We start from the raw sequence: 21,984 nt of genomic DNA, 5'->3' as shown, positions 1-21,984 counted from the left end.
GAGCCTAGAAATTGGCGCCGAAGGAGAACTGGAACCGATTGATGTTGTCGCTGGGCTGGGCCTTGCTGACATACGGCGCGTAGCTGACCCGCAGCAAGCCGAAGAAAGGCGTAAACCAATCGAATGCCACACCGGCCGACTTGCCCATCTTCGCGGCGTTGAAATCGCTAGCATTGGCGTACACGTTGCCCATGTCGTAGAACAGACTGAAGCGCGTGGTCTTGTTATCCGACTTGAGGAACGTCGGAATCACCAGGTCCGTCTGCAATGTGGTCAGGAACTGGCCACCGTAGGGGTTGTTGAACGAATCCTGCGGCCCCAGCCCACCGTTTCGGAAACCGCGCACCGACTGGGCGCCGCCGCCAAAGAAATTATCGTACGGCGGCACATCCGTGCCCTTGCCCCAGATCGCGGTCTGGCCAATCTTGCCGTCGAGCTGCAGCACCACCTTGTCGGACAATTTCGGAATCCAGGAGCCGACACGCAGATAGCGCTCGTGCTCGATACTCGCCTTGTAATACTCAAGATCAGAGCCCGGACCCTTGATATTGAACAATATCTTGGTATCCGAACCGCGCGTCGCGAAATAGGTACGATTGCGCGTATCGCGATCGAAACCGGTACGCAGCTCATAGGTCAGTGCGCTCTTGCCATTATCGCGTACGAACTTGGCGACCTGATCGGACACCACCTGATTGCCATTCTTGTTGATGGTCGAGGCGATTTGATTGTCTTCGACCCCCAGACCGGCCCGAATGCTGGAATATTCGGTGATCGGGAAATTGAACGTGACGGCGCCGCCAATGGAGTTGAGATCGAAACTCGAGCCGGTTCGCACCAGTTGGCTGGTCTTGCGATAGAACCCGGAGATCGTGCGTGAGACGCCCTCGGGGGTGAAGTAAGGATTGGTGAAGCTGCCCGAAACACTTTTTGCATAGGAGTTGGTCTGGGCATTGAGCTGGATGGTGTCGCCCGTGCCGCGGAAGTTCGTGTGCTTCACGCCGCCATTGATCAGGAAGCCTTCCGAGTTGGAATAACCGATACCCGCGTTGATCTGCCCGGCCGCGCGTTCGGTGACGTTGTAGTCGACATCCACCAGGTCGTCGGAACCGGGCACTTTCTTGGTATTGACCTTGACGTCCTGCATGAACGGCAGGCGCGCCAGACGGGTGCGCGAGCGTTGCACCGCACGCCGCGAATACGGCGCGCCCTCGAACTGACGCATCTCGCGTCGGAGCGTCTTGTCGTTGGTCTTCGAATTGCCGCTGAAGATAATGTTGCGGACATAGGTCCGTTTCCCGGGGTTGACGTAGAAGGTCAGATCAACAGTCTTTTTCTTGTCGTTAATCTTCGTCAGCGGATCGACATTGGCGAAGGCATAACCGAAATCGGCCATGCCGGAGGTAATCGCCTTGACGGAATCCTGCACCTTCTTGCGCGAGAAGATCTGGCCATCCTTGACCTTGACCAGCCGTTGCAGCGTAGCTTCCGGCACGATCATGTCGCCGGCGAACTTGTAGTTCTTGATCTTGTACTGGGCCCCTTCATCGACGTTGATCGTAATGAAGACGTTCTTCTTGTCGGGCGACAACGACACCTGAACCGAGGTGACATTGAAACGGATATAGCCACGGTTCTGATAATAGGAATTCAGCGATTCCAGATCGCCCACCAGCTTCTCGCGCGAGTAACGATCCGGATGCTTCCAGAACGTCAGCGGGTGGGTATAGAACGGCTTGTGCGACTTCAGCTTGAACACGCTCTTGAGCTGATCATCGGAAAACTGGTGGTTACCGATGATGTTGATGTCCTTGATGGACGCGATCGGGCCTTCCTTGACCTTGATGTCGATCGCCACCCGGTTATTACCGAGGTGCTTGACGTGGGTGTGGATCTTCACGCTGTAGTAGCCGTTGGCGTAGTACTGGCGTCGCAGCTCCTGCTGCAGCGAGTCCAGCAGCGAACGCTTGTACAGCTCGCCCTGCGCCAGCCCCTGCTTCTTGAGGGCCTTCTTGAGCTTCTTGCCGCCGATCGCCTTGTTGCCCTCGATCTTGAAGCTGGCGATCTCCGGTCGCTCGGACACATTCACGATCAGGGTGTTGCCACGCCGGTCCAGGGCCACGTTCTGGAACAGGCCCGAGTCATAAAGCGCGCGAATCGACTGCTGCGCGCGCGCCTCGGTCATCTGGTCACCGACCGAGACCGGCAGATAGGTCAGGACCGTGCCCGGCTCCAGCCGCTGCACGCCCTCGACCTTGATATTGCCGATCTGGAAGTCATACGACTGCGCCCACGCGCCTGCCGCATACATGACCAAGAGCGCGCCTGCCGCACGCTTCACCACTCCATTCATAATTGAGCTCCGCTACCCGAGCAAGCGCAGGATATCGTTATAGAAAGCCAAGGCCATCAACATCAGCAACGCGACCATGCCCGCCTGCTGGCCCGCGGCCTGAACGGCCTCGGATAGGGGCCGCCCCCGAATCCATTCGATCGCATAATACAGAAGATGCCCCCCGTCTAACACCGGGATTGGCAACAGGTTTATGAGCGCCAGGTTGACGCTGATGAAAGCCAGAAAACTAATGAAGGCCACCAGCCCGATCTGGGCTGTCTGGCCGGCGTAGGTGGCGATCTGAATCGGCCCCCCCACGTTATGCCAGGAAATCTGTCCCATGATCATCCGCCCGATCAGACGCACGGACAGGGCCGAGAGTTCCCAGGTCTTGTGCACCGCCGCGGGGATTGCGGCCAGTGGACCGAGCCGATGCACGGTCTGCATCGATTGCCATGCGGCCGGGTCCACCGTAATGGCGGCACCGAGATGCCCGATCTGCCCGCCCTTGGCGGTCTTGCGCTGGGCCAGCCGGATATGAATCTCCTGCGTGCGCCCATCACGACGGATCTTCATGTTCACGCGCTGGCCCGGGTGCGCACGTACCGCATCCACGAGTGCCTGCGGCGAATCCACCGGCTGGCCGTCAACCGACAGCACGGCGTCGCCCCGCGCCAGGGTCGAGCGGGAAGCCGGCGAGCCGGGCTCAATCTGGCCGATGCGAGGCGTCGCCGGCGGCTGATACAGCGTCAACCCCACCTGTTTGAACAATTTCTCCGGATCGCTCGGGGCGTGAGTCAGATCGAGCGTGAGCCGCCGTGTCGTGCCCTCGGGGGTTTTCACGGTGACCTGGACCGGCTTGCCATCCAGCCCGCGTTCGATCAGCGCCAAACGCAGACCCTGCCAGTCGTCGATCGACTGGCCGGCCAATGCGACCACGCGATCCTTGGCGTGGAATCCGGCGCGCGCCGCAGGCGTGCCGACCTCCGGCGTGCCCAGGATCGGCTTGACGCCGGGCACGCCCAGCAACAGCACCAGCCAATAGGCGGCGATGGCGAACAGGATGTTCACACCGGGGCCCGCCGCGACGATTGCGATCCGGCGCCAGGGATGCACGCGATTGAACGCGTAGCGCTTCTCGGCGTCGGCCACGGGCGCCTCGCGCTCGTCCAGCATCTTCACGTAGCCGCCCAGTGGAATCGCGGCCAGCCAGTACTCGATGCCGGTCTTGCGGCTGGTCCAGCCGACGATCTTGCGACCGAAACCGATCGAATAGCGCAGCACACGCACGCCGAGACGGCGTGCCACCCAGTAATGACCGAACTCGTGGATCGAAACCAGGATGCCAATGGCGACGGCGAAGGCCGCGGCCGAGATCAACCCCTGCGTCATGGGCTAACACCCCGCCAGTGATTGCAGGCAGGCACACCGGGACAAGCCATACCGTCGGTCTTCGTAACGCATCCTACCCCTGATCAACCGCTGAGACGGTGTGGATAATTGTCTGGCGCCGCGGTCAGGCCGCCAGCAGCACCAAGTGCAGGCCGATGACAAACCACGGGGCGGCCGCAAGCATGCTGTCGAGGCGATCGAGCACCCCGCCATGGCCCGGAAACAGACGCCCGCTGTCTTTCACGCCGGCCGAGCGCTTGAACATGCTGATGGTCAGATCGCCCACGATCGAAATCGTCGCGATCCAAGCCCCGAGCAACGCCACGCTGAGTGTACGCCAGCCGTCCAGCCCCAGCACTAACGCGCCGAGCGCGCCGAGGATCATTGCCGTCGCCAGCCCACCGGCGGCGCCCTCGATCGTCTTGCCGGGGCTGACACGCGGCACCAGCTTGTGCCGCCCGAGCGTGCGCCCCGCCACATAAGCGCCGGTGTCGGCACCCCAGATCATCAGACACAGCAGCAACACCAGCAACGGCCCCTGATCGGCCTGGTCGATGTACGCAACCGCCACCACCGGCGCGGCCAGCACGATCAGGCCGACCACGAGCGCCACTGGTCGCCGGCCGAGCGTGGCATGCCAGCGCGCCGGAAACCGGACCACGAGCCCGATCGCGCCCACCCAGAAAACAGCCGCCAGCCCGAGGACCAGGCCATCGGAAGATACCGGGCCGTCCGCCTCGCTCAGACCGAGCGCCAGCGCCATGACAACCGCGGCTGCGACCACGAATACGGCTCGCCCGCGCATCGCCAGCCCGGCCAGCGCCGCCCACTCGAAGGCGCCGGCCAGCATCAGCGCGCCCACCGCCACCGCCAGGCCCATGGGCGGCAGAAACAGAATCGCGAGTACCGCCAGCGGCAGTGCCACCGCGGCCGTGAGAACCCGGGTGCCGAGCATGCCTCAGCGCTGGGCCGCTGGCGCCGCAAGACTGCCGAAACGTCGGTTGCGGCCGCTGTACCAGTCGAGTGCGTCGTAGAGTTGCTCCGGGCCGAAGTCGGGCCAGAGCACGTCCGTGAAATAAAGCTCGCTGTAGGCCAGGTCCCACAGCAGGAAATTGCTGATGCGCCGCTCACCGCCGGTGCGGATGAACAGGTCCGGTGGGCCGAACGGGCCCAGACTCAAACCCCGGTTGAAATACTCTTCGGTGATCGAGTCGGCGTCGATTTCGCCCCGGCCGCAGGCACGGGCCAGGTCGCGGGCCCGCTCGACGATGTCCCAGCGACCGCCATAGTCCACGGCAATCAACAATTGCAGGCCGGTATTGCCGGCCGTGCGCTGTTCGGCCGACTGCATTTCGTTGGCCAGCGCCGCGGAAAACCGTGTTCGATTGCCGATGAAGTGCATGCAGACATTGTTGGCATCCAGCGACGCCAGCTCCTTGCGGATGGTGCGTCGCAACAGATCCATGAGCAGACGAACCTCGGGCCGCGGACGCTTCCAGTTCTCGCTGGAAAAGGCGAACAGCGTGAGCGCCCCCACGCCGGCCTTCGACGCCGTCTCCACGATCTCGTGCGCGATCTTGGCGCCGGCCCGGTGCCCGGCCGCTCGCGGCAGCCCGCGCCGGCTGGCCCAGCGACCGTTGCCGTCCATGACCACGGCCACATGTTCTGGAGTGCTCATCTGCCGCGCGCCGATCAGACCGTCATCAGTTCCTGCTCCTTCTCCTGGAGCAGGCTGTCGATATGCTCGATATGCTGATCGGTCAGCTTCTGGATACGGACCTCGCCGTCGTGCTGGTCGTCTTCCGTGATCTCTTTTTCCTTGACCAGTTCCTTCAGGTCCGCGTTGGCATCGCGGCGTACGTTGCGCACGGCGACCCGGGCGTCCTCGGCCTCCTGCCGGATTACCTTGACCAGATCGCGGCGCCGCTCCTCGGTCAGCGGCGGCAGCACGACCCGGATGACCTGGCCGGCGGTGGACGGGTTGAGGCCCAGATCAGCGGTCATGATCGCCTTTTCGATCTTCTGCACCATGGTCTTTTCATAGGGCATGATGGAAAGGGTGCGGGCATCCTCGGTGGCCACGTTGGCGGCCTGATTCAACGGCACTTCGACACCGTAGTAATCGACCGTCACGTGATCGAGCAGGCTGGTGCTGGCGCGGCCGGTGCGTATCTTGGAGAAGTTATCACGCATGACGCTGATGGTCTTCGCCATGCGTTTGTTGGCGTCGTCGTGGATATCGTCGATCATCGATTGGCTCTCGTCGTATTGTTATCGACCAGGGTACCGACGTCCTCGGCCCCCCGGGCGATGCGCATCAAGTCGCCCGGCCGATTGATGTCGAACACCCGCAATGGCATGCCATTGTCGCGGCACAACACGATCGCGGTGGTATCCATCACGGCCAGGCGCTGGTCTATGACTTCATCGTAAGTCAAATGGGTATAGCGAAGCGCATTGTCGTCGGTAAACGGGTCTGCGCTGTAAATACCATCGACCTTGGTCGCCTTCAACATGAGATCGGCATTGATCTCGATCGCACGCAGGCTGGCCGCCGAATCGGTGGTGAAGAACGGGTTGCCGGTACCGGCGGCGAAGATCACCACACGCCCCTTCTCCAGATGGCGGATCGCACGTCGGCGAATATAATCCTCACACACCTGATTGATCCGGACCGCCGACATGACGCGGGCATTCAACCCGGCGTGCTCGACCGCATCCTGCAGCGCAAGCGCGTTGATGACGGTGGCCAGCATGCCCATCTGATCACCGGTGACCCGGTCCATCCCGCGCCCCGCCAGGCCGATGCCGCGAAATATATTGCCGCCGCCGACAACCAGGGCGACCTGTACCCGCGCCTCGACCAGTTCGCGAATCTCCATCGCGAGGCGCTCGACCACTTCCGCCGCAATACCGAAATCCGCGCCCCCCATCAAGGCCTCACCACTGAGCTTGAGCAGGATGCGGCGGTAGCTCGGCGTCGGTTTGTCGGTCATGGGCGGATTGTCCTGGTCGGTCGCGTTCAAACCGGCGAATTATGTCACAACGCGGCGAACAACCCGCAGTGACACCGAGCAAAAAAAAGCCGGCCGCCCCATGGCAACCGGCTTGTCGGCTGGCGCGATCAGGCCGTCTTTTCGGCCTGTGCGCGAACTTCGGCCGCGAAGTCCTCTTCTTTCTTCTCTATACCCTCGCCCACTTCAAGGCGGGCGTACGACTCGATCTTCGCGCCGCGCTGGGATACCAGCTTCTCGACCGTCAGGTCGGGATCCTTGACGAAGGGCTGCCCCATCAGCGTGATCTCACCGAGGAACTTCCTCAGCCGCCCCTCGACCATCTTCTCGATGATCTCCTCCGGCTTGCCGGAATCGCGGGCTTGCGCCATCAGAATTTCCTTCTCGGCGTTGCGACGCTCTTCGGGCACATCCTCGGTGGAAAGATGTGCCGGCGCCGAAGCCGCCACGTGCATCGCCAGGTCGCGCAGCAGCTCGTCGTCGCCGCCGGACACGGCCACCGCGGAGGCGATGCGCGCCCCGTGCGAATACACATCGATGCGACCTTCGGCAGCGTCGACCCGCTCGAACCGGCGCACCGTGATCTTCTCGCCGAGCTTGGAAATCAGGGCGCGCCGCTTGTCCTCGACGGTCTCGCCGCCCAGGTCCATATCACCCAGCGCGTTCACATCCGCGGGCTGCTTTTCGAGCACCAGCCGGGCGACCTGATCGGCGAATTCGATGAACGCTTCGTTCTTGCCCACGAAGTCGGTTTCGCAGTTCACCTCGACCAACACCGCCGCGGTGTCGTCGGCCGAGGTGGCACTTGCAATGCGGCCCTCGGCCGCCACGCGGCCTGCCTTCTTGTCGGCCTTGGCGAGCCCCTCACGGCGCATGTTCTCGGCCGCGGCGTCGATATCGCCGTCGGTCGCCTGCAGCGCCTTCTTGCACTCCATCATGCCGGCGCCGGTACGCTCGCGCAGTTCCTTGACCAGGGAGGCACTGATTGCCATGTCGATTCTCCAGAAATTCGGTCGTTGTTAATCCGTCAACGCGGCAGCCGGCCACGCCGGCTGCCTTGAGTGCCGTGCGGCGGGCAGGCCTACTGATCCGCCTTGTTCGGATCGGCCTTGGCAGGCTCTTCGGCCGGCACCGAGGCGACGTCGCCCAACGCCGCGGTCGCCCGCGGCTCGGCCTCGCCCTGCGATTCCTGGATGACCGTGTTCTGGGTCACCTTGCTCGCCTCCTGGGCTTCGGCCGGCTTGCCCGGCTCGTGTGCCTGGCCGTCCGCCTGCGTCTCGACGAGGTTTTCCTCCTCGCCCGAGAAATCGCCCTTGCTGCCACGGCCGGCGAGCACGGCGTCGGCCACCATCTCGCTGTAGATACGAATCGCGCGGATGGCATCGTCGTTACCCGGAATGACGACATCGATGCCTTCGGGCGAGCAATTGGTGTCGACCACGGCCACGACCGGGATACCCAGCTTGCGCGCTTCGTCGATCGCGATCTTCTCGAAGCCGACGTCGATCACGAACAACGCATCCGGCAAGCTGGTCATTTCCTTGATGCCGCCGATCGAACGTTCAAGCTTGTCACGCTCGCGGTACAGATCCAGGCCTTCGCGCTTGTTGAGCTTGCGGATCGAGCCGTCCTCGATCATCTTCTCGAGATCGTGCAGGCGCTGGATCGAGTTCTTGACCGTCTTGAAGTTGGTCAGCATGCCGCCGAGCCAGCGGTAGTTGACGAACGGCATGCCGGCACGCTGCGCCTGCTTGCCAATCGCCTCGCGCGCAGCGCGCTTGGTGCCGACAAACATGATGCTGCCGCCGTTGGCCGACAGACGGCTGATATAATTATAGGCATCCTTGATCAGCGGCAGGGTCTGCTCAAGGTTGATGATATGAATCTTGTTGCGGTGACCGAAGATGTAAGGCGACATCTTCGGGTTCCAGTAGCGCGTGCGATGACCAAAGTGCACGCCTGCTTCCAGCAGCTGACGCATGCTGATTTCGCTCATAGGTTTTCTCCGGGTTGAGCCTCCGCGCATCCCATGGAACAACCCCGGCCCGGAATGGGCAAGAGGCACCCTGAACCATGTGTCGATACGCGTGTGTATTTCGAAAAATTCGGGCGATGAAAACGCCGCCCGAACGCTGCGGATTGCCGCGAACGCGAGCGGTTTATACCATAGCGGCCCTTCACAGGCCACCGTCGCGCCCGCGCGACGTTGTCATTCTGCCACCGGCAAGGATCGAACGCGATGAGCGCGACAATCAAGACGCCCGAGGAACAGGACAAGATGCGCGAGGCCGGTCGGCTGGCCGCGCAGGTGCTCGACATGATCGGCGCTTACGTCAAACCCGGGGTGACCACCGACGAACTCAACACCATCTGCCATGAATACATGGTGGATGAACTCGGCACCACGCCCGCCCCGCTGAACTACAACGGCTTTCCGAAGTCTGTCTGTACGTCGATCAACCACGTGGTCTGCCACGGCATTCCGGGCGACAAGAAGCTCAAGAAAGGCGATGCGGTCAATATCGACGTGACGTTGATCAAGGATGGCTTCCACGGCGACAGTTCGCGCATGTATTTCGCCGGCGAGCCGTCGATCAAGGCGAAACGCCTCTCCGACGTCGCCGAGAAAGCCATGTACATCGGCATCGAACAGGTCAAACCGGGCGCCACGCTCGGCGACATCGGCGCGGCGATTCAGCAATACGTCGAATCCGAGCGCTGTTCGGTGGTACGCGAGTACTGCGGGCACGGCATCGGACGTGGTTTTCACGAGGAGCCGCAGGTGCTGCATTACGGCAAGCCCGGCAGCGGCATGCGGCTGGCGGCCGGCATGACCTTCACCATCGAGCCCATGGTCAACGCCGGCAAGCGCCACGTGAAGATGCTGCCCGACGGCTGGACCGTGGTGACCAAGGATCACTCCCTGTCCGCCCAATGGGAGCACACACTCCTGGTCACGGACACCGGCGTCGAGATTCTCACGCCGAGCCAGCTCGTCACCGCCTGAGATGACGTCCAACCTGCCCGTTGAAGAACTCGAGTCGGTCGGGCTGACCGACTGGGATGGCTTTCTCGATCGTGTCTGGGCACTCGACATCGGCGACGCCAAATCCGTGCGCGCCGCGCTCGACGAGGGTCAGCAATACATCGCCGACGCGTTCCGGCACGGCGAATCCATCACGCGGCTGGTTCGTGCACGCTGCGAAGTCGTGGACGCGGTGCTGGTGCACGCCTGGCGCGAGCTGGTCGCGACCGACAGCGCCTGCCTGGTGGCCGTCGGCGGCTATGGCCGCAACGAATTGCTGCCGCAATCCGATATCGACCTGCTGGTGCTGTATCAGCATAATCGGCTGGACACGGTGGCCCCTGCGCTGGAAGGCTTTCTGACCTACCTCTGGGACCTGGGCCTGGAAATCGGGCACAGCGTACGCTCGCCGACCGACTGCGCCGAACTGGCGGCCGACGACATCACCATCATGACGAACCTGATGGAATCGCGCGTGCTGGTGGGCGACCCGGCCCTGTTCGCGCGGATGCGGGCCGCGACGTCGGCCGAATACGTCTGGTCGTCGGCCGATTTCTTCAATGCCAAGATCGCGGAACAGGCGGCGCGCCACGCGCGTTACGACGAGACCGCCTACAAGCTCGAACCCAACGTCAAGGAATCCCCCGGCGGGCTGCGCGATATCCAGACCATCGCCTGGGTGGCCAAGCGTCAGTTCGCCGCACATACGCTGGATGGTCTGGTCGACTACGGCTTCCTCAGCCGGCGCGAGTTCTCCGAACTGCATCGCGGCCAGGCCTTTCTCTGGCGGGTGCGCTTCGCGCTGCACATGCTCACCGGGCGTAACGAGAACCGCCTGCTGTTCGACCATCAAATTCAGATCGCGGATCTGCTCGGCTACCAAGACGCTGAAAACACCCTGGCGGTCGAGCGCTTCATGCAGGTTTACTATCGCAATATCAAGGCGCTATCCGCGCTTAATGATGTTCTGCTTCAGCTTTTTTCCGAGGCGATCCTGCATGCCACCGAGGACGAGCGTCCCAAGCCGATCAACGATCGCTTTCAGGCGCGCCACGGTTTCATCGAGGTCACCCATGACAAGGTCTTTGTGCAGACGCCGAGCGCGCTGCTGGAAATCTTCTACCTCATGGAAACCCGGCCCGGCCTGAACGGGATTCGTGCCCGCACCCTTCGGCTGATGCGCCGGGATCGTCGCCTGATCGACGATAACTTCCGCAATTCAATTCATTGCCGCCGGCTCTTTACGGAAATCCTGCGCCAGCGCAGCGGTGTCACCCGGGCCCTGCGCCGCATGAATCGCTATGGCATTCTCGGGCGTTACCTGCCGAAGTTCGGCCAGATTATCGGCCGCATGCAGTACGACCTGTTCCATACGCTGACCGTGGATGAACACACACTGTTCGTGATCCGCAACATGCGACGGCTGGCGATCCCTCGCTTCAACGACGAAATGCCGTTCGCCAGCGAGCTGATGCAGGCACTCAACAAGCCGCAGATTCTCTACATTGCCGGCCTGATGCACGACATCGCCAAGGGCCGTGGCGGCGATCATTCGGAACTGGGCGCCGAGGATGCGCGCGAGTTCTGCAATGCCCACGGTATTTCCTCCGACGACACGGATCTGGTCTGCTGGCTGGTGCGCCGCCATTTGCTGATGTCGATGACCGCCCAGCGCCGGGACATCAACGATGTACAGGTGGTCAACGAATTCGCGCGCGAAGTCCGCTCGCGCGAACGCCTGGACCGCCTGTTTTTGCTCACCATCTGCGATATCCGGGCGACCAATCCGGACCTGTGGAATTCGTGGAAGGAAAGCCTGCTCACCGATCTGTACAACAACACGCGACGGGCGCTCGAGCGCGGCCTGGACGACCCGCTTGACCGCGACGAATTGATCGCGGAAACACGCAGCGCCGCCGCTGCAATGCTCACCCGGGCCGGCGTCAACACGCCGCACTTCAAGAACCTCTGGTCGCGTTTCGACCCGGAATACTTCCTGCGCCACAGCCCCGACGAGATCGCCCGCCAGACCCGGGCGATCATCACCCACGGCGATGACCAAACCCCGCTGGTGTCGATTTCGGAGATTCCCGAGCAGGGCACGACATTGTTCGTCTACACCCGCGATCGCGATTATCTGTTCGGCGTGACCACCGGCGTACTGGCCCAACTCGGCCTGTCGGTCATGGATGCGCGGATCAATACCACCAGCGACGATTACACGCTGGATACCTACGTGATTGCCGAGAACGACGGCCACCCGGTCGAGGATGCCTACCGCCGCGGCGAGGTCGAAGCCGCGCTGGTTCAGGCCATCGCCGACCCCAGGGTCGAGAGCATCGACGTGACCCGCCGCCAGGGACGCCGCAACCAGTACTTCAACGTGCCCACGCAGATCTACTTCACACAGGCGACCGAGCGCGACTGCACTGTGATGGAGATCATGACCGCCGACCGCCCGGGTTTGCTGTCAATCATCGGTGATGTCTTCCACCGCTGCGGCATCCTGCTGGAAACCGCCAAGATCGCGACCATCGGCGAGCGTGCCGAGGATGTGTTCTTCATCACCGACCGCCAGCAGACCGCCATTCGCGACGACGACATATTGCGGGAACTGCGCACCGTGATGACGGCCGAACTCGATCAGTCCGACAACTGAGCGGCGGCGACGGCCGTGAGGCAACGGGTTGCCGGCGGGCCGCGAAGCGCGTCGTACCCGCCGGCGAGCGCCCGCGTCAGGTCTGGATGTACGCCACGTGGGTGCGGGTGTACTCGTACAAGCCGTGCTTGCCGTCGGCGCCGCCGATACCGGACTTGCCGGTGCCGGCGTGGAAGCCCTGCATGGCCTCGAAGTTCTCGCGGTTGACGTAGGTTTCGCCGTATTCGAGTTCGCGGCAGGCCTTGAGCGCGGCGTTGAGGTCGCGGGTATAGATCGACGAGGTCAGCCCGTAATCCGAGTGATTGGCCAGGGCGATCGCTTGGTCGAGATCGTCGACCACCTGGATCGGCAGCACCGGCCCGAAGATCTCGTCCCGCATCACCTCCATCTCGGGCGTGCAGGCCGCGAGCACGGTCGGCTCGTAGTGGAAACCCTGGCCGATATCGGCGACCTGCCCGCCGGTGAGCACCTCGGCCCCGGCCTGCCTGGCTGATGCCACCATGGCGGCCACCTTGTCCAGGCCGGCCTGATTGATCAATGGCCCCATGTCCACCGAGGCGTCGGCGCCGGGGTCGCCGTAGGTGGTCGCCTGCATCGCTTGGGCGATGCGCTGCTGAAAGGCCTCAGCCACGCCGCGCTGGACATAGACCCGCTCGGCACAGTTGCAGACCTGGCCGGTGTTGATCACCCGCGAATCCTTGATCGCTTTCACCGCCAGATCGAGATCGGCGTCGTCGAGGACGATCGCCGGCGCCTTGCCGCCGAGCTCGAGGTTGACCTGGGTGATGTGGTCGGCGGCGTTGTGCATGATCGCCGAGCCGGTGGCGACACTGCCGGTGAAACTGATCATGTCGATGTCGCGATGGGCGCTCAGCGCGCTGCCGGTGGTCGCCCCGCCGCCGGAGACGACGTTGAACACGCCCTTCGGCAAATCGAGGGTATCGAGCAACTTCGCGAACTCGAAACAGTTGTTGGGCGTTTCCTCGCTCGGCTTGATGACGATGGTGTTGCCGGTCACCAGCGCCGGCGCCATCTTGCGCGCGATCAGAAAGAACGGGAAGTTCCACGGCAGAATGCCGGCCACCACGCCGAGCGGCTTGCGAAACAAAAACATATGCTCGCCCGGGCGATCGCTTTCGATGATCTCGCCTTCGATGCGGCGTGCCCACTGGCCCATGTAATCGAGATATTCGGCGGTGAAGTTCACCTCCACCTCGGCCAGACCCGCCACCTTGCCCTGCTCGGCGACGATCACGGCCGCGAGATCGTCCACGTTGGCGCGGATTTTGTCGGCGAGCCGGTGCAGATAGCCCGCGCGCTCGATCGCCGGCCGGGCGGCCCAGGCCTTCTGGGCGCCACGGGCGGCCTCGACCGCGCGCTGGACGTCGTTGGCATCCGATTCCGGCACCCGCGACAACAACGCCCCGGTCGCCGGGTTGCGGTTCTCGCGGGTCTCGCCGGACGCCGACGGCGCGAACGCGCCGCCGATATAGTTCTGATAAGTCGTCACGTCGCTCATCTCGGTCTCCTGGCTGGGTGAGTGCGGGGCAACGCCCCGCTCCGGATCAATAGGTGGCGCGTTCGGCGGCCGGCAAGCCGTCGCGATGGCGGGCGGCGTTGGCATCGGCGGCGCGCTTGAGCATGACCACGTCGAGCCCTGTGGCAATGAAATCGAAACCGGCCTCGCGATAACGGTGGCTATCGGACTCGGCCGGCGCCAGAATGCCCGCCGCCTTGCCGGCGGCGTGCGTCGCTTCGAGCACGCGCCGGATCGCGCCCTGCACGTCGTCGTGGCCCGGGTTGCCGAGATGGCCCATGTTCGTGGATAAATCGGCCGGGCCGACGAACACGGCGTCCACACCCTCGGTGTTGGCAATCGCCTCGACATTCTCGACCCCGGCCGGCGATTCAACCTGCGTGATCAGACACAGCGATTCGGCCGCACGGGTGGCGTAGTCGGGCACCGACCCCCAGCGGTCGGCCCGGATCACGCCCGCCCCCATGCCGCGGAAGCCGCCCGGGGCATAGCGCATCGCCGCCACCAGCGCGGCCGCCTGGGCGCCGGTCTCGACCATCGGCACCATGAGCGTGCGCGTGCCGATATCCAGCAGCTGCTTGATCAGCGCCGGATCGTGATTGACCGCGCGCACGATCGCCGCCGCCGGCCAGGGCTCGATCGCCCGCAGCTGATCGAGAATGGTCACCACCGTATTCGGTGCGTGCTCGCCGTCGATGAGCAGCCAGTCGAAACCGGCGGTGGCGACGATCTCGGCGCTGTAGGCATTGGCCAGACCCAGCCAGCAACCATAGAGCGGCGCCTCGGCCAGTTTGGATTTGAACGCGTTGGCAGGAAGTTCCATGGCGTGTTCCGTAAACGTGATGTGGGTCACTGCAGGTTGACGTACAGCCCGCCATCAACCAACAACGCGGCACCGGTGACGTACTTGGCCAGATCGGAGGCAAGGAACACCGCGGGCCCGCCCATGTCGTCCGGCGCGCCCAACCGGCCGAGCGGCGTACGCAAGATCATGTAATCGCGCTTGGTCGCATCCGACAGATCCTCGCGATTGATATCGGTTTCGATCGTGCCTGGCAGCAGCGCGTTGCAGCGGATGCCGTGCGGGCCGAGCGCGATCGCGGTGGACTGCATCAACGACAGCACACCGGCCTTGGTCGGCGTGTAGTGCGTCTGCATGCCGCCGCCAACCAGCGCCGAAATCGAGCTGACCGCGATGATGGCCCCGCCCTGGCCCTGCTCCACCATCCGGTTGGCCGCCGCCTGCACCGCGAAGAAGGCACCGTTCAGGTTCACCTCCACAGTCTTGAGATAGGTCTCGCGCGGCATGTCCAGAAACGAATGAAACGGACAAATGCCGGCGTTGTTGATGAATACATCCAGCCGGCCGAAGGCATTGACCGCGGTTTCGACCAGCGCCGCGCCCGTCTCCGGATGCTCGGCCGCTGCGGCGACCCAGGCCGCCCTGACGCCGTACGCCTCGATCTCGGCAGCGGTCGCCGCGAGTATTTCGCGCTCGGCGGCCGTGTCCTCGGCGCTGATCGCGACGTTCGCGCCGTGCTCGGCACAGGCCAGCGCAATGCCGCGGCCGATGCCGCGCGAGCCGCCGGTCACGAAAATGTTCTTGTCCTTGAGCAGCATGTCATTGCCTCGTTGTGGTTGCACGGGCGATGCGTCGGCTCGCGCATCAGCTCAGATAATTGCCCCAGCCGACCATGACGATCGAGACCAGGATCACCGAGATGCCGGCGGCCAGCACGCCGCGGTTGGCCGCGGTCGTGCCCCGCCATTCCTTGAAGAACACGCCCCATAGGCTGGACACCACGATGATGAACGACATGTGCAGCACCCAAGAGCTGGCGTCGTTGTGCAGGCGTGACGCGCCCATGCCGTAGAAGAAGAACTGCAAAAACCATGTGGTACCGGCGGCCGCGCACAGCAGGTAGTTGCGCAGCAGCGGCGACTCGGTGTTCACGTAATCGCCGTAGCTGCGGTTGCGGATGTTCATGGCCACGCACCAGAGGGCGTTCGTGGTGAGTCCACCCCACATGATCACCATGAAGGTGACGTTGTTCTGGAACAGTGAATTGGCCCCGCTGGCGACGGCCGCCCGAGCCAGCGGATGACCGGCAGCGATGCCCCAGTTGAACGACGCCGAGAGCACGCCGGACACGACCGCCACGATCAGCCCCTTGCCGAGCGAGAACTCGGCGACACCGGCGTACTTGTCGGCGTCGGAGACCTGTTTCTCCTTCATTATGCCGGCACGGCCGCAGATCGCGATCCCCACCAGCGAAACGGCCACGCCGATCAGCACCCACTGCCCACCGGCGTGGGCGAACATATAACTGATCGTGCCCTGGTCCGCGTTGGTGAACAGATCGCGATAGACCGGCGGCATGAGCGCGCCGAAGGCGGAAGTCAGCCCCATGACGATCGACATGCCCAGGCTGAGGCCGAGATAACGCATGGTCAGGCCAAACGTCAGCCCGCCGACGCCCCAGAGAACGCCGAAGAGATAAGTCCAGAACAGGGTCGAGGCGCTGGCCTGAGATAACACCGATGCATAACCGGGCACCGTCAGCAGCGCCGCGATCCACGGCACCAGCAGCCACGAGAACAGCCCGCCCAGAATCCAGAGGCTCTCCCACGACCAGCGCTTCACTTCCTTGTAGGGGATATAGAAGCTGCCCGCCGCGAATCCGCCGACGAAATGCAGGAAAACTCCGAGTATTACAACACTCAAAAGACGCTCCTTTCAGCCCAGACGGCTCACGCCGTCGGGTCGCCGAGGCGATAGACCCGACGGGCGTTGTGTTCGAACAGCGCCGCTATCTCGGCCGCGCTCGCGCCGGAAACGATCTCGGCATAGGCCTGCCAGATCGCGTCGTAGCCGGCGTACAGCCCGTCTACTGGATAATTCGAGGCGAACAGACAGCGCTCGACGCCGAAAGCATCAATGGCCTCGAGAATCAGCGGACGGATCGAACCCAGCGTCCAGTCGTGATCGAGCATGCCGAAGCCCGACAGCTTGAGCGCCACGTTGGAAAGACTCGCCAGCCGCCGCAGACCGTCGCGCCAAGCGCGCCAGCCGGCAACGCTCGATCGGTCGACGTACATGCCGGCGTGGTTGATCACGAACGGCACATCCGGATGCTCGGCCGCCAGGATCGCGGCCGCCGGCATCTGATCCGGATAGATCTGCAGATCGAACGACAGGCCGAGCTCGGCCAGCAAGGCGAAATTCGCGCGCCATGTCGGTTCGCGCATGTAATGCCGCCCGACATAATCGAACAACGGATCGGCGTGCACATTCAGGATCTGGCGCACGCCGCGCACGCGCTCGCTGGCTGCAATCTGGCGCTCCAGCACGTCGCGTGCGTCCGGCTTCGACAGATCGGCGCCTATCACGAGTGCCGTCGGTAGATCGCCCGCGCCATCCGAATCCGGCAGACTCACGAGCCATTCGGTCTCGCGCACCGGGTCGACTGCATCGGCCTCGATATGCACGGCTGCCGCAATCTCGATATCGCCGGCCGCGGCACGCAGGTCGGCCGGGCCGAAATCATGCGCCATCGGCGAATAATCGCCCAGCAAATTCGGCTCCGGATTCTCCAGCCACGGCTGATTACCGAGATCCAGCCGCCAAAAATGTATGTGCGGGTCGATAATACGCATAGTCAGAAGCGCTCCCGGGCCTCGCAACACGGCGAGCGCTCATGAGTTCTGCTCGCTCCTGCCGGGGTCGCTGGCTGCCGGCAGCGGCCGCAGGTTGGCGCCACGGCCAAAGACACCACCGGAAACCGCATCCCCAACAGCGTCGATCTGCCCACCCGCGAGCTAAGGCTGCCGGCAACGATCGAAGCCTTCATGATTGCGCCGCCACCGCCCGCGGCGGATTCATCTTTTTCAGGCCCCAGATCAAGAACGAGCCGATGACCGCAACCGCTGCCAGAGTCAGCAATCCGGCCGATTTATTATTGAACAGTTCGTCTGCGTGCACCCGAATGATCGGGGCCAGGAAACCGCCGACCGCCCCAAACAAATTGACGAAGCCGATCCCGGCCGCCAGCGCCGTGCCCGACAGCAGGCGGATGGGCATGGTCCAGAAGACCGGCTGTACTGCGATGAAGCCGATAGCCGCCACGCATAGCCCGATCATCGCCAGCAGTGGCGGGACAAGACCGGATATTCCGATTCCGATGCCTGCGGCCAGCAACGTTAGCGCTGCCGTATGACGACGCTCGTTAAGCCGGTCGGAAAGCCGGGGGATATACCAGGTGCCAAACAGCGCGGCGACCCAAGGAATGGCGGCGACCACCGAGGCGAGAAAACCGATCTTGGTTCCCATCAGCGCCGCGACCTGAGTCGGCAGGAAGAAAATCAGGCCGTAGACAGCAACCTGGATCATCATGTAGATCAGCGCCAGGTGCCAGATACGCGGATTGCGCACCGCCTCGCCGATATTCGAGGTCACGGAATGTTCGCCGTCGTACTTGAGCCGGCTCAACAGCGCCTGTTTTTCATCGGCGGTCAGGAAATCGGCTTTTGCTGGCGAGTCATCGAGCCAGATGAACGTGAACAGCCCTGCCACGACTGCCATCAGGCCTTCGACCATGAACATCCAGAACCAGCCGGGCTGGCCGAGAAAACCGTGCATCTCCAGCAACGCACCCGACAGCGGCGAACCGAACGTCAGGGCCAGCGGCGCGCCCATATAGAACAGGCCCATGACGCCGGCCCGGCTTTCCTGAGGGAACCACTTGGACGTGAGATAGATCATGCCCGGGAAGAACCCGGCTTCGACCGCCCCCAGCAGAATACGCACCAGAAGAAACTTGGCCTCGGTATCGGCGAACGCCATGCTGGCGGACAACAGGCCCCACAACACGGTAATGGTGCCAATCCATTTCTTCGCGCCCCAGCGATGCATGATCAGGTTAGCCGGCACACCCAGAAAGGCATAGAGCACGAAAAAGATACCGGCGCCCAAGGCATAGACGTCATCGCTCAAGCCAGTGCTGAGCTGGTAGGCATCCTTGGCGAACCCGATGTTGGATCGATCCAGAAATGCGAGCACATACAGCGCCAGCATGAATGGCACCAGCCGGTATCGATTCTTTCTTACCGCTGTTTCGACAGATGACATGCCTCAAGCCCCCTCCAGCGCGTTATATCCTCGATGCAAGCCGCACGAGCCTTGGCCGATATCCGCCCGGCTCATCGACTTGTCTCCTCACCGTCCGGCTCGCTCATGACGAACACTGGGGCCAGATCCTCGGTAACCGGCGCATTGTCCGGCCGAGTGGCCATCAGATCGGCCATTGCATCCCACCAGCGCTGCATGACGGGTAGATCCGGCAGTGCATCCACGGTGTGGTCTTCGTCGAGCCGCATAACGGCGAACAGACGATGGCTGTTCTCGTTCACGAAGATGCGGTAATCACGCACGCCAGCCGCTCGTAGAGCATCCACGAGCTCCGGCCAGATCGCGTCGTGGCGCCGCCGATATTCGGCGGCCTGCCCCGGCTTGAGCTGCATCTCGAAAGCAAGAACAGTCATGGCCTGGCTCTAGTGCTCGTAGGGCCGCGCCAGATCGGCGTCGGCGGCGATGGTCACACCAAAGCCCGGCTTATCCAGCGCCGAGGCCCTGATGCGCCCGTTCTCCGGCACCGGCTCGCCTTCCAGCAGGGGCGTGAACATGGGCACCACCTCGTCGGCCGCGGGCGCCATCATCAGGAATTCCGAGAACGGGCTGTTATGCCGGGTAATCACGAAGTGGTAGCTGTAGACCGACGAGCCGTGCGGAATCACCAGTTTCTGGTGCGCATCGGCCAGTGCCGAGATCTTGATCAGCTCGGTGATGCCGCCGCACCAGCCGACATCCGGCTGGATCACGTCGCAGCATTCCATTTCCAGCAACATGCGAAAGCCCCAACGCGTGGCCTCGTGCTCGCCGGTATTCACCCACATGCCGACCGGCACGTTGCGGCGCAGCTCGGCATAGCCCCAGTAGTCGTCCGGCGGCAACGCCTCCTCGATCCACTTGAGCCCGTATTCGGCGGCGCCATGCGCCAGGCGGGTGGCGTATTCGACGTTCAGGCTCATCCAGCAATCGAACATCAGCCAGAAATCGTCGCCCACCCGATTGCGCATATCGGCGAGCTGGTCGAGATTCGCCTTCAGGCCGGCATCGAATTCGGCCGGACTATGCTTGAGCGGCAGCTTGCCGCCGATGAAGCCCATGTCCTTGGCTAGATCGGGCCGCGCGCCGGTGGCGTAGAAAATAAGTTCGTCGCGTACCGGCCCACCGAGCATGGCGTGCACCGGTTCATCGCGCACCTTGCCGAGCAGATCCCACAGCGCCAGATCCACACCGGAGATGGTGTTCAGCACGATGCCCTTGCGGCCGTAGAACAGCGTGGCGTGGAACATCTGGTCCCACATCAGTTCGATGTCGGTGACCTTCTGGCCTTCGATGAAGCGCGCCAGATGTTTTTCCACGATGAAGGCACCGATTTCGCCGGCGGTGGTCACGCCCACGCCGATATTGCCGTCACTGGCTTCGACCTCGACCACCAGCGTGCCCAGCACGTTGAGCCCGAAACTGCGCCGCTTGGCGCGATATTCCGGGTACTTGCTCATCGGCGTCGAGATCTGGCTATCGATCCAGTGGCCTTCGCCCTGATCGTGATAGTCGGCCCCGCCACCACGCACCGTATAGGCACGAATCTGCTTGATCGTCGGCATCGCCATCGTGGAACGCTCCCGTGTACGCCCGTCGTGTCTTGAATCGGCTACTGGAATAACAGCCGCTCGGAAGCCGCGACCAATACGGCCCACATGAAAGCCGATACGATCTTGTTATCGGGCGCCGGAAATACCGACGCTTCAAGCTTTTCAAAGGAACGTGTAACGCCTTAGCTCAGCGTTCATTCGACCAATGTCGAACACATCGCCAGGCCGATAGCATTAAGGTATTGAAACTTTCCGCGTTCGACAGGTCGGCCCATGGCCCTGGTTTCCCGCACCACCCTGCTCAATCGGCTGCGCTACAAGCACCTGCTGCTGATCCGTCTGCTCGATGAGCGCCGCAACCTGCATCGCGTGGCCGAGGCGATGAATATCTCGCAGCCGGCGGCCACCCGCATGCTGCGCGAGATCGAAATCACTTTTGATAGCGCGTTGTTCACCCGCGACGCCAAGGGCGTGGCGCCGACCCGTCTCGGCGCCGTGCTGGTGTCGTTCGCCCACAACGCGCTCACGCGGTTGGACCGCTGCGCCGAGGAATTGCAGCGCTATCGCACCGGCGACGGCGGCGAGCTGGCGGTGGGCGCCATCATGGGCGCCGCGCCGGATCTTGTCGCCCAGGCCGTGATCGAGATGAAACAGGACCGGCCGCTGCTGCGCATCCGACTCATGGGCGAGACCAGCGACCAACTGCTGGACCTGCTCTCGCGCAGCCAGATCGACATGGCGATCGCGCGTTTTTCCTCCGCGCTCCAGCACAACGAGTTCGACTTCGAGCCACTCGGCAACGAGCGCATGATCGCCGTGGTTCGGCGCGGCCATGCCCTTGTCGGCCAGTCGGGTATCGAACTTTCCCGGTTGCTCGAGGAATGGCCGTGGCTGCTGCAACCGGTAGAAACACCCGCGCGCCAGGCGCTGGAAAAAGAACTGGAACAGCGCGGGCTGGTCTCGCCGCGCGACGTGGTCGAATGCGGCTCGATCTTCGCCGCCTTGCAGTTGGTCAAGCGCAGTGATGCGATTCTGGTGATGGCCGAATCGGTGGTCCGGGACTATCTCGATTTCGGCGTGCTCACCCGCCTCCCGATCACGCTCGGCCAGGCGCTGGCGCCGTTCGGCATCCTCACCCGCCGCGGCGAACGCCTGAGCGAAGCGGGGCATCAGTTCGCCGCCGTGGTCCGCGCACATGCCGCGTCCTGCGCCGCGCCGGCTGTCTTGCGACATGGCGACGCTGCGTCAGACGGTGATTCCACGTTAAACTCGCGCGCTTGAATTGCACCCTTGAGCGAAACGACC

19 protein-coding genes are annotated in these 21,984 nt (G+C 63.3%); 3 read left to right on the top strand and 16 right to left on the bottom strand.

The features are described 5' to 3' along the window. Positions 1 to 4: 4 nt before the first annotated feature. From bamA to rpsB, 8 genes are all read right to left on the bottom strand, one after another. Entirely contained in the window at positions 5 to 2,353 is a 2,349-nt protein-coding gene (gene bamA, locus ACS8YF_RS00910) for an outer membrane protein assembly factor BamA (protein WP_440848331.1), read from the bottom strand. Positions 2,354 to 2,365: 12 nt separating this feature from the next. Next, on the bottom strand, positions 2,366 to 3,727 hold the full coding sequence (gene rseP / locus ACS8YF_RS00905) for an RIP metalloprotease RseP (protein WP_440848330.1): 1,362 nt from the start codon (positions 3,725 to 3,727) through the stop codon (positions 2,366 to 2,368). A 124-nt stretch (positions 3,728 to 3,851) separates the two neighbouring features. Continuing rightward, positions 3,852 to 4,682, bottom strand: a complete 831-nt coding sequence (locus ACS8YF_RS00900) for a phosphatidate cytidylyltransferase (protein ID WP_440848329.1) — start codon at positions 4,680 to 4,682, stop codon at positions 3,852 to 3,854. A 3-nt stretch (positions 4,683 to 4,685) separates the two neighbouring features. Continuing rightward, positions 4,686 to 5,405, bottom strand: a complete 720-nt coding sequence (gene uppS / locus ACS8YF_RS00895) for a polyprenyl diphosphate synthase (RefSeq protein WP_440848328.1) — start codon at positions 5,403 to 5,405, stop codon at positions 4,686 to 4,688. 14 nt (positions 5,406 to 5,419) lie between these two features. After that, positions 5,420 to 5,977 (bottom strand): ribosome recycling factor, encoded by a 558-nt coding sequence (gene frr, locus ACS8YF_RS00890; RefSeq protein ID WP_440848327.1) that lies wholly within the window; start codon positions 5,975 to 5,977, stop codon positions 5,420 to 5,422. Next, positions 5,974 to 6,723, bottom strand: coding sequence for a UMP kinase (gene pyrH, locus ACS8YF_RS00885; protein ID WP_440848326.1), 750 nt, complete (start codon positions 6,721 to 6,723; stop codon positions 5,974 to 5,976). Before pyrH ends, frr begins: the two co-directional genes overlap by 4 nt. A gap of 128 nt (positions 6,724 to 6,851) precedes the next feature. Beyond that, on the bottom strand, positions 6,852 to 7,733 hold the full coding sequence (gene tsf, locus ACS8YF_RS00880; protein ID WP_440848325.1) for a translation elongation factor Ts: 882 nt from the start codon (positions 7,731 to 7,733) through the stop codon (positions 6,852 to 6,854). A gap of 89 nt (positions 7,734 to 7,822) precedes the next feature. Next, the gene (gene rpsB, locus ACS8YF_RS00875; RefSeq protein WP_440848324.1) at positions 7,823 to 8,737 is read right to left on the bottom strand and encodes a 30S ribosomal protein S2; all 915 of its coding nucleotides are present in this window, start codon (positions 8,735 to 8,737) and stop codon (positions 7,823 to 7,825) included. Positions 8,738 to 8,980: 243 nt separating this feature from the next. Here rpsB and map point away from each other — a divergent pair, with 243 nt between their 5' ends. Both map and glnD read left to right on the top strand, forming a co-directional pair. After that, entirely contained in the window at positions 8,981 to 9,748 is a 768-nt protein-coding gene (map, locus tag ACS8YF_RS00870; protein ID WP_440848323.1) for a type I methionyl aminopeptidase, read from the top strand. A gap of 1 nt (position 9,749) precedes the next feature. After that, positions 9,750 to 12,425 (top strand): [protein-PII] uridylyltransferase, encoded by a 2,676-nt coding sequence (glnD, locus tag ACS8YF_RS00865; protein ID WP_440848322.1) that lies wholly within the window; start codon positions 9,750 to 9,752, stop codon positions 12,423 to 12,425. A 76-nt stretch (positions 12,426 to 12,501) separates the two neighbouring features. Here the strand turns inward: glnD and aldA are convergent, their stop codons facing one another. The 8 genes from aldA to rhmD all read right to left on the bottom strand — a co-directional run bounded on the left by aldA (position 12,502) and on the right by rhmD (position 20,697). Continuing rightward, entirely contained in the window at positions 12,502 to 13,944 is a 1,443-nt protein-coding gene (aldA, locus tag ACS8YF_RS00860; protein ID WP_440848321.1) for an aldehyde dehydrogenase, read from the bottom strand. 46 nt (positions 13,945 to 13,990) lie between these two features. After that, positions 13,991 to 14,785, bottom strand: a complete 795-nt coding sequence (locus ACS8YF_RS00855) for an aldolase/citrate lyase family protein (protein ID WP_440848320.1) — start codon at positions 14,783 to 14,785, stop codon at positions 13,991 to 13,993. Between the two features lie 26 nt (positions 14,786 to 14,811). Then, positions 14,812 to 15,582, bottom strand: a complete 771-nt coding sequence (locus ACS8YF_RS00850) for an SDR family NAD(P)-dependent oxidoreductase (protein WP_440848319.1) — start codon at positions 15,580 to 15,582, stop codon at positions 14,812 to 14,814. A 46-nt stretch (positions 15,583 to 15,628) separates the two neighbouring features. Beyond that, positions 15,629 to 16,687 (bottom strand): L-rhamnose/proton symporter RhaT, encoded by a 1,059-nt coding sequence (gene rhaT / locus ACS8YF_RS00845; RefSeq protein ID WP_440848318.1) that lies wholly within the window; start codon positions 16,685 to 16,687, stop codon positions 15,629 to 15,631. Positions 16,688 to 16,713: 26 nt separating this feature from the next. Next, the gene (locus ACS8YF_RS00840; RefSeq protein WP_440848317.1) at positions 16,714 to 17,619 is read right to left on the bottom strand and encodes an amidohydrolase family protein; all 906 of its coding nucleotides are present in this window, start codon (positions 17,617 to 17,619) and stop codon (positions 16,714 to 16,716) included. A 190-nt stretch (positions 17,620 to 17,809) separates the two neighbouring features. Continuing rightward, positions 17,810 to 19,090 carry an MFS transporter gene (locus tag ACS8YF_RS00835; RefSeq protein WP_440848316.1) on the bottom strand — a complete coding sequence of 427 codons (1,281 nt, stop codon included), beginning with the start codon at positions 19,088 to 19,090 and terminating at the stop codon, positions 17,810 to 17,812. A gap of 71 nt (positions 19,091 to 19,161) precedes the next feature. Then, positions 19,162 to 19,503: an L-rhamnose mutarotase gene (rhaM, locus tag ACS8YF_RS00830; protein WP_440848315.1), complete on the bottom strand. Its 342-nt coding sequence runs from the start codon at positions 19,501 to 19,503 to the stop codon at positions 19,162 to 19,164. Positions 19,504 to 19,512: 9 nt separating this feature from the next. Beyond that, complete coding sequence (gene rhmD, locus ACS8YF_RS00825; protein ID WP_440848314.1) at positions 19,513 to 20,697, bottom strand: L-rhamnonate dehydratase; 1,185 nt, start codon at positions 20,695 to 20,697, stop codon at positions 19,513 to 19,515. A gap of 255 nt (positions 20,698 to 20,952) precedes the next feature. Between rhmD and ACS8YF_RS00820 the strand changes: the two genes are divergently transcribed. Next, on the top strand, positions 20,953 to 21,960 hold the full coding sequence (locus ACS8YF_RS00820) for a LysR family transcriptional regulator (RefSeq protein ID WP_440848313.1): 1,008 nt from the start codon (positions 20,953 to 20,955) through the stop codon (positions 21,958 to 21,960). Positions 21,961 to 21,984 lie beyond the last annotated feature (24 nt).

It is taken from the genome of Salinisphaera sp. SWV1 (genome assembly GCF_052044155.1).
Lineage (GTDB): Bacteria > Pseudomonadota > Gammaproteobacteria > Nevskiales > Salinisphaeraceae > Salinisphaera.
This window is presented reverse-complemented; position numbering and strand designations above follow the sequence as displayed.

Coding starts and splice junctions, on each gene's coding strand:
- bamA (WP_440848331.1), bottom strand. CDS start 2,353: ATGAATGGAGTGGTGAAGCGTGCGGCAGGCGCGCTCTTGGTCATGTAT.
- rseP (WP_440848330.1), bottom strand. CDS start 3,727: ATGACGCAGGGGTTGATCTCGGCCGCGGCCTTCGCCGTCGCCATTGGC.
- ACS8YF_RS00900 (WP_440848329.1), bottom strand. CDS start 4,682: ATGCTCGGCACCCGGGTTCTCACGGCCGCGGTGGCACTGCCGCTGGCG.
- uppS (WP_440848328.1), bottom strand. CDS start 5,405: ATGAGCACTCCAGAACATGTGGCCGTGGTCATGGACGGCAACGGTCGC.
- frr (WP_440848327.1), bottom strand. CDS start 5,977: ATGATCGACGATATCCACGACGACGCCAACAAACGCATGGCGAAGACC.
- pyrH (WP_440848326.1), bottom strand. CDS start 6,723: ATGACCGACAAACCGACGCCGAGCTACCGCCGCATCCTGCTCAAGCTC.
- tsf (WP_440848325.1), bottom strand. CDS start 7,733: ATGGCAATCAGTGCCTCCCTGGTCAAGGAACTGCGCGAGCGTACCGGC.
- rpsB (WP_440848324.1), bottom strand. CDS start 8,737: ATGAGCGAAATCAGCATGCGTCAGCTGCTGGAAGCAGGCGTGCACTTT.
- map (WP_440848323.1), top strand. CDS start 8,981: ATGAGCGCGACAATCAAGACGCCCGAGGAACAGGACAAGATGCGCGAG.
- glnD (WP_440848322.1), top strand. CDS start 9,750: ATGACGTCCAACCTGCCCGTTGAAGAACTCGAGTCGGTCGGGCTGACC.
- aldA (WP_440848321.1), bottom strand. CDS start 13,944: ATGAGCGACGTGACGACTTATCAGAACTATATCGGCGGCGCGTTCGCG.
- ACS8YF_RS00855 (WP_440848320.1), bottom strand. CDS start 14,785: ATGGAACTTCCTGCCAACGCGTTCAAATCCAAACTGGCCGAGGCGCCG.
- ACS8YF_RS00850 (WP_440848319.1), bottom strand. CDS start 15,582: ATGCTGCTCAAGGACAAGAACATTTTCGTGACCGGCGGCTCGCGCGGC.
- ACS8YF_RS00840 (WP_440848317.1), bottom strand. CDS start 17,619: ATGCGTATTATCGACCCGCACATACATTTTTGGCGGCTGGATCTCGGT.
- ACS8YF_RS00835 (WP_440848316.1), bottom strand. CDS start 19,090: ATGTCATCTGTCGAAACAGCGGTAAGAAAGAATCGATACCGGCTGGTG.
- rhaM (WP_440848315.1), bottom strand. CDS start 19,503: ATGACTGTTCTTGCTTTCGAGATGCAGCTCAAGCCGGGGCAGGCCGCC.
- rhmD (WP_440848314.1), bottom strand. CDS start 20,697: ATGGCGATGCCGACGATCAAGCAGATTCGTGCCTATACGGTGCGTGGT.
- ACS8YF_RS00820 (WP_440848313.1), top strand. CDS start 20,953: ATGGCCCTGGTTTCCCGCACCACCCTGCTCAATCGGCTGCGCTACAAG.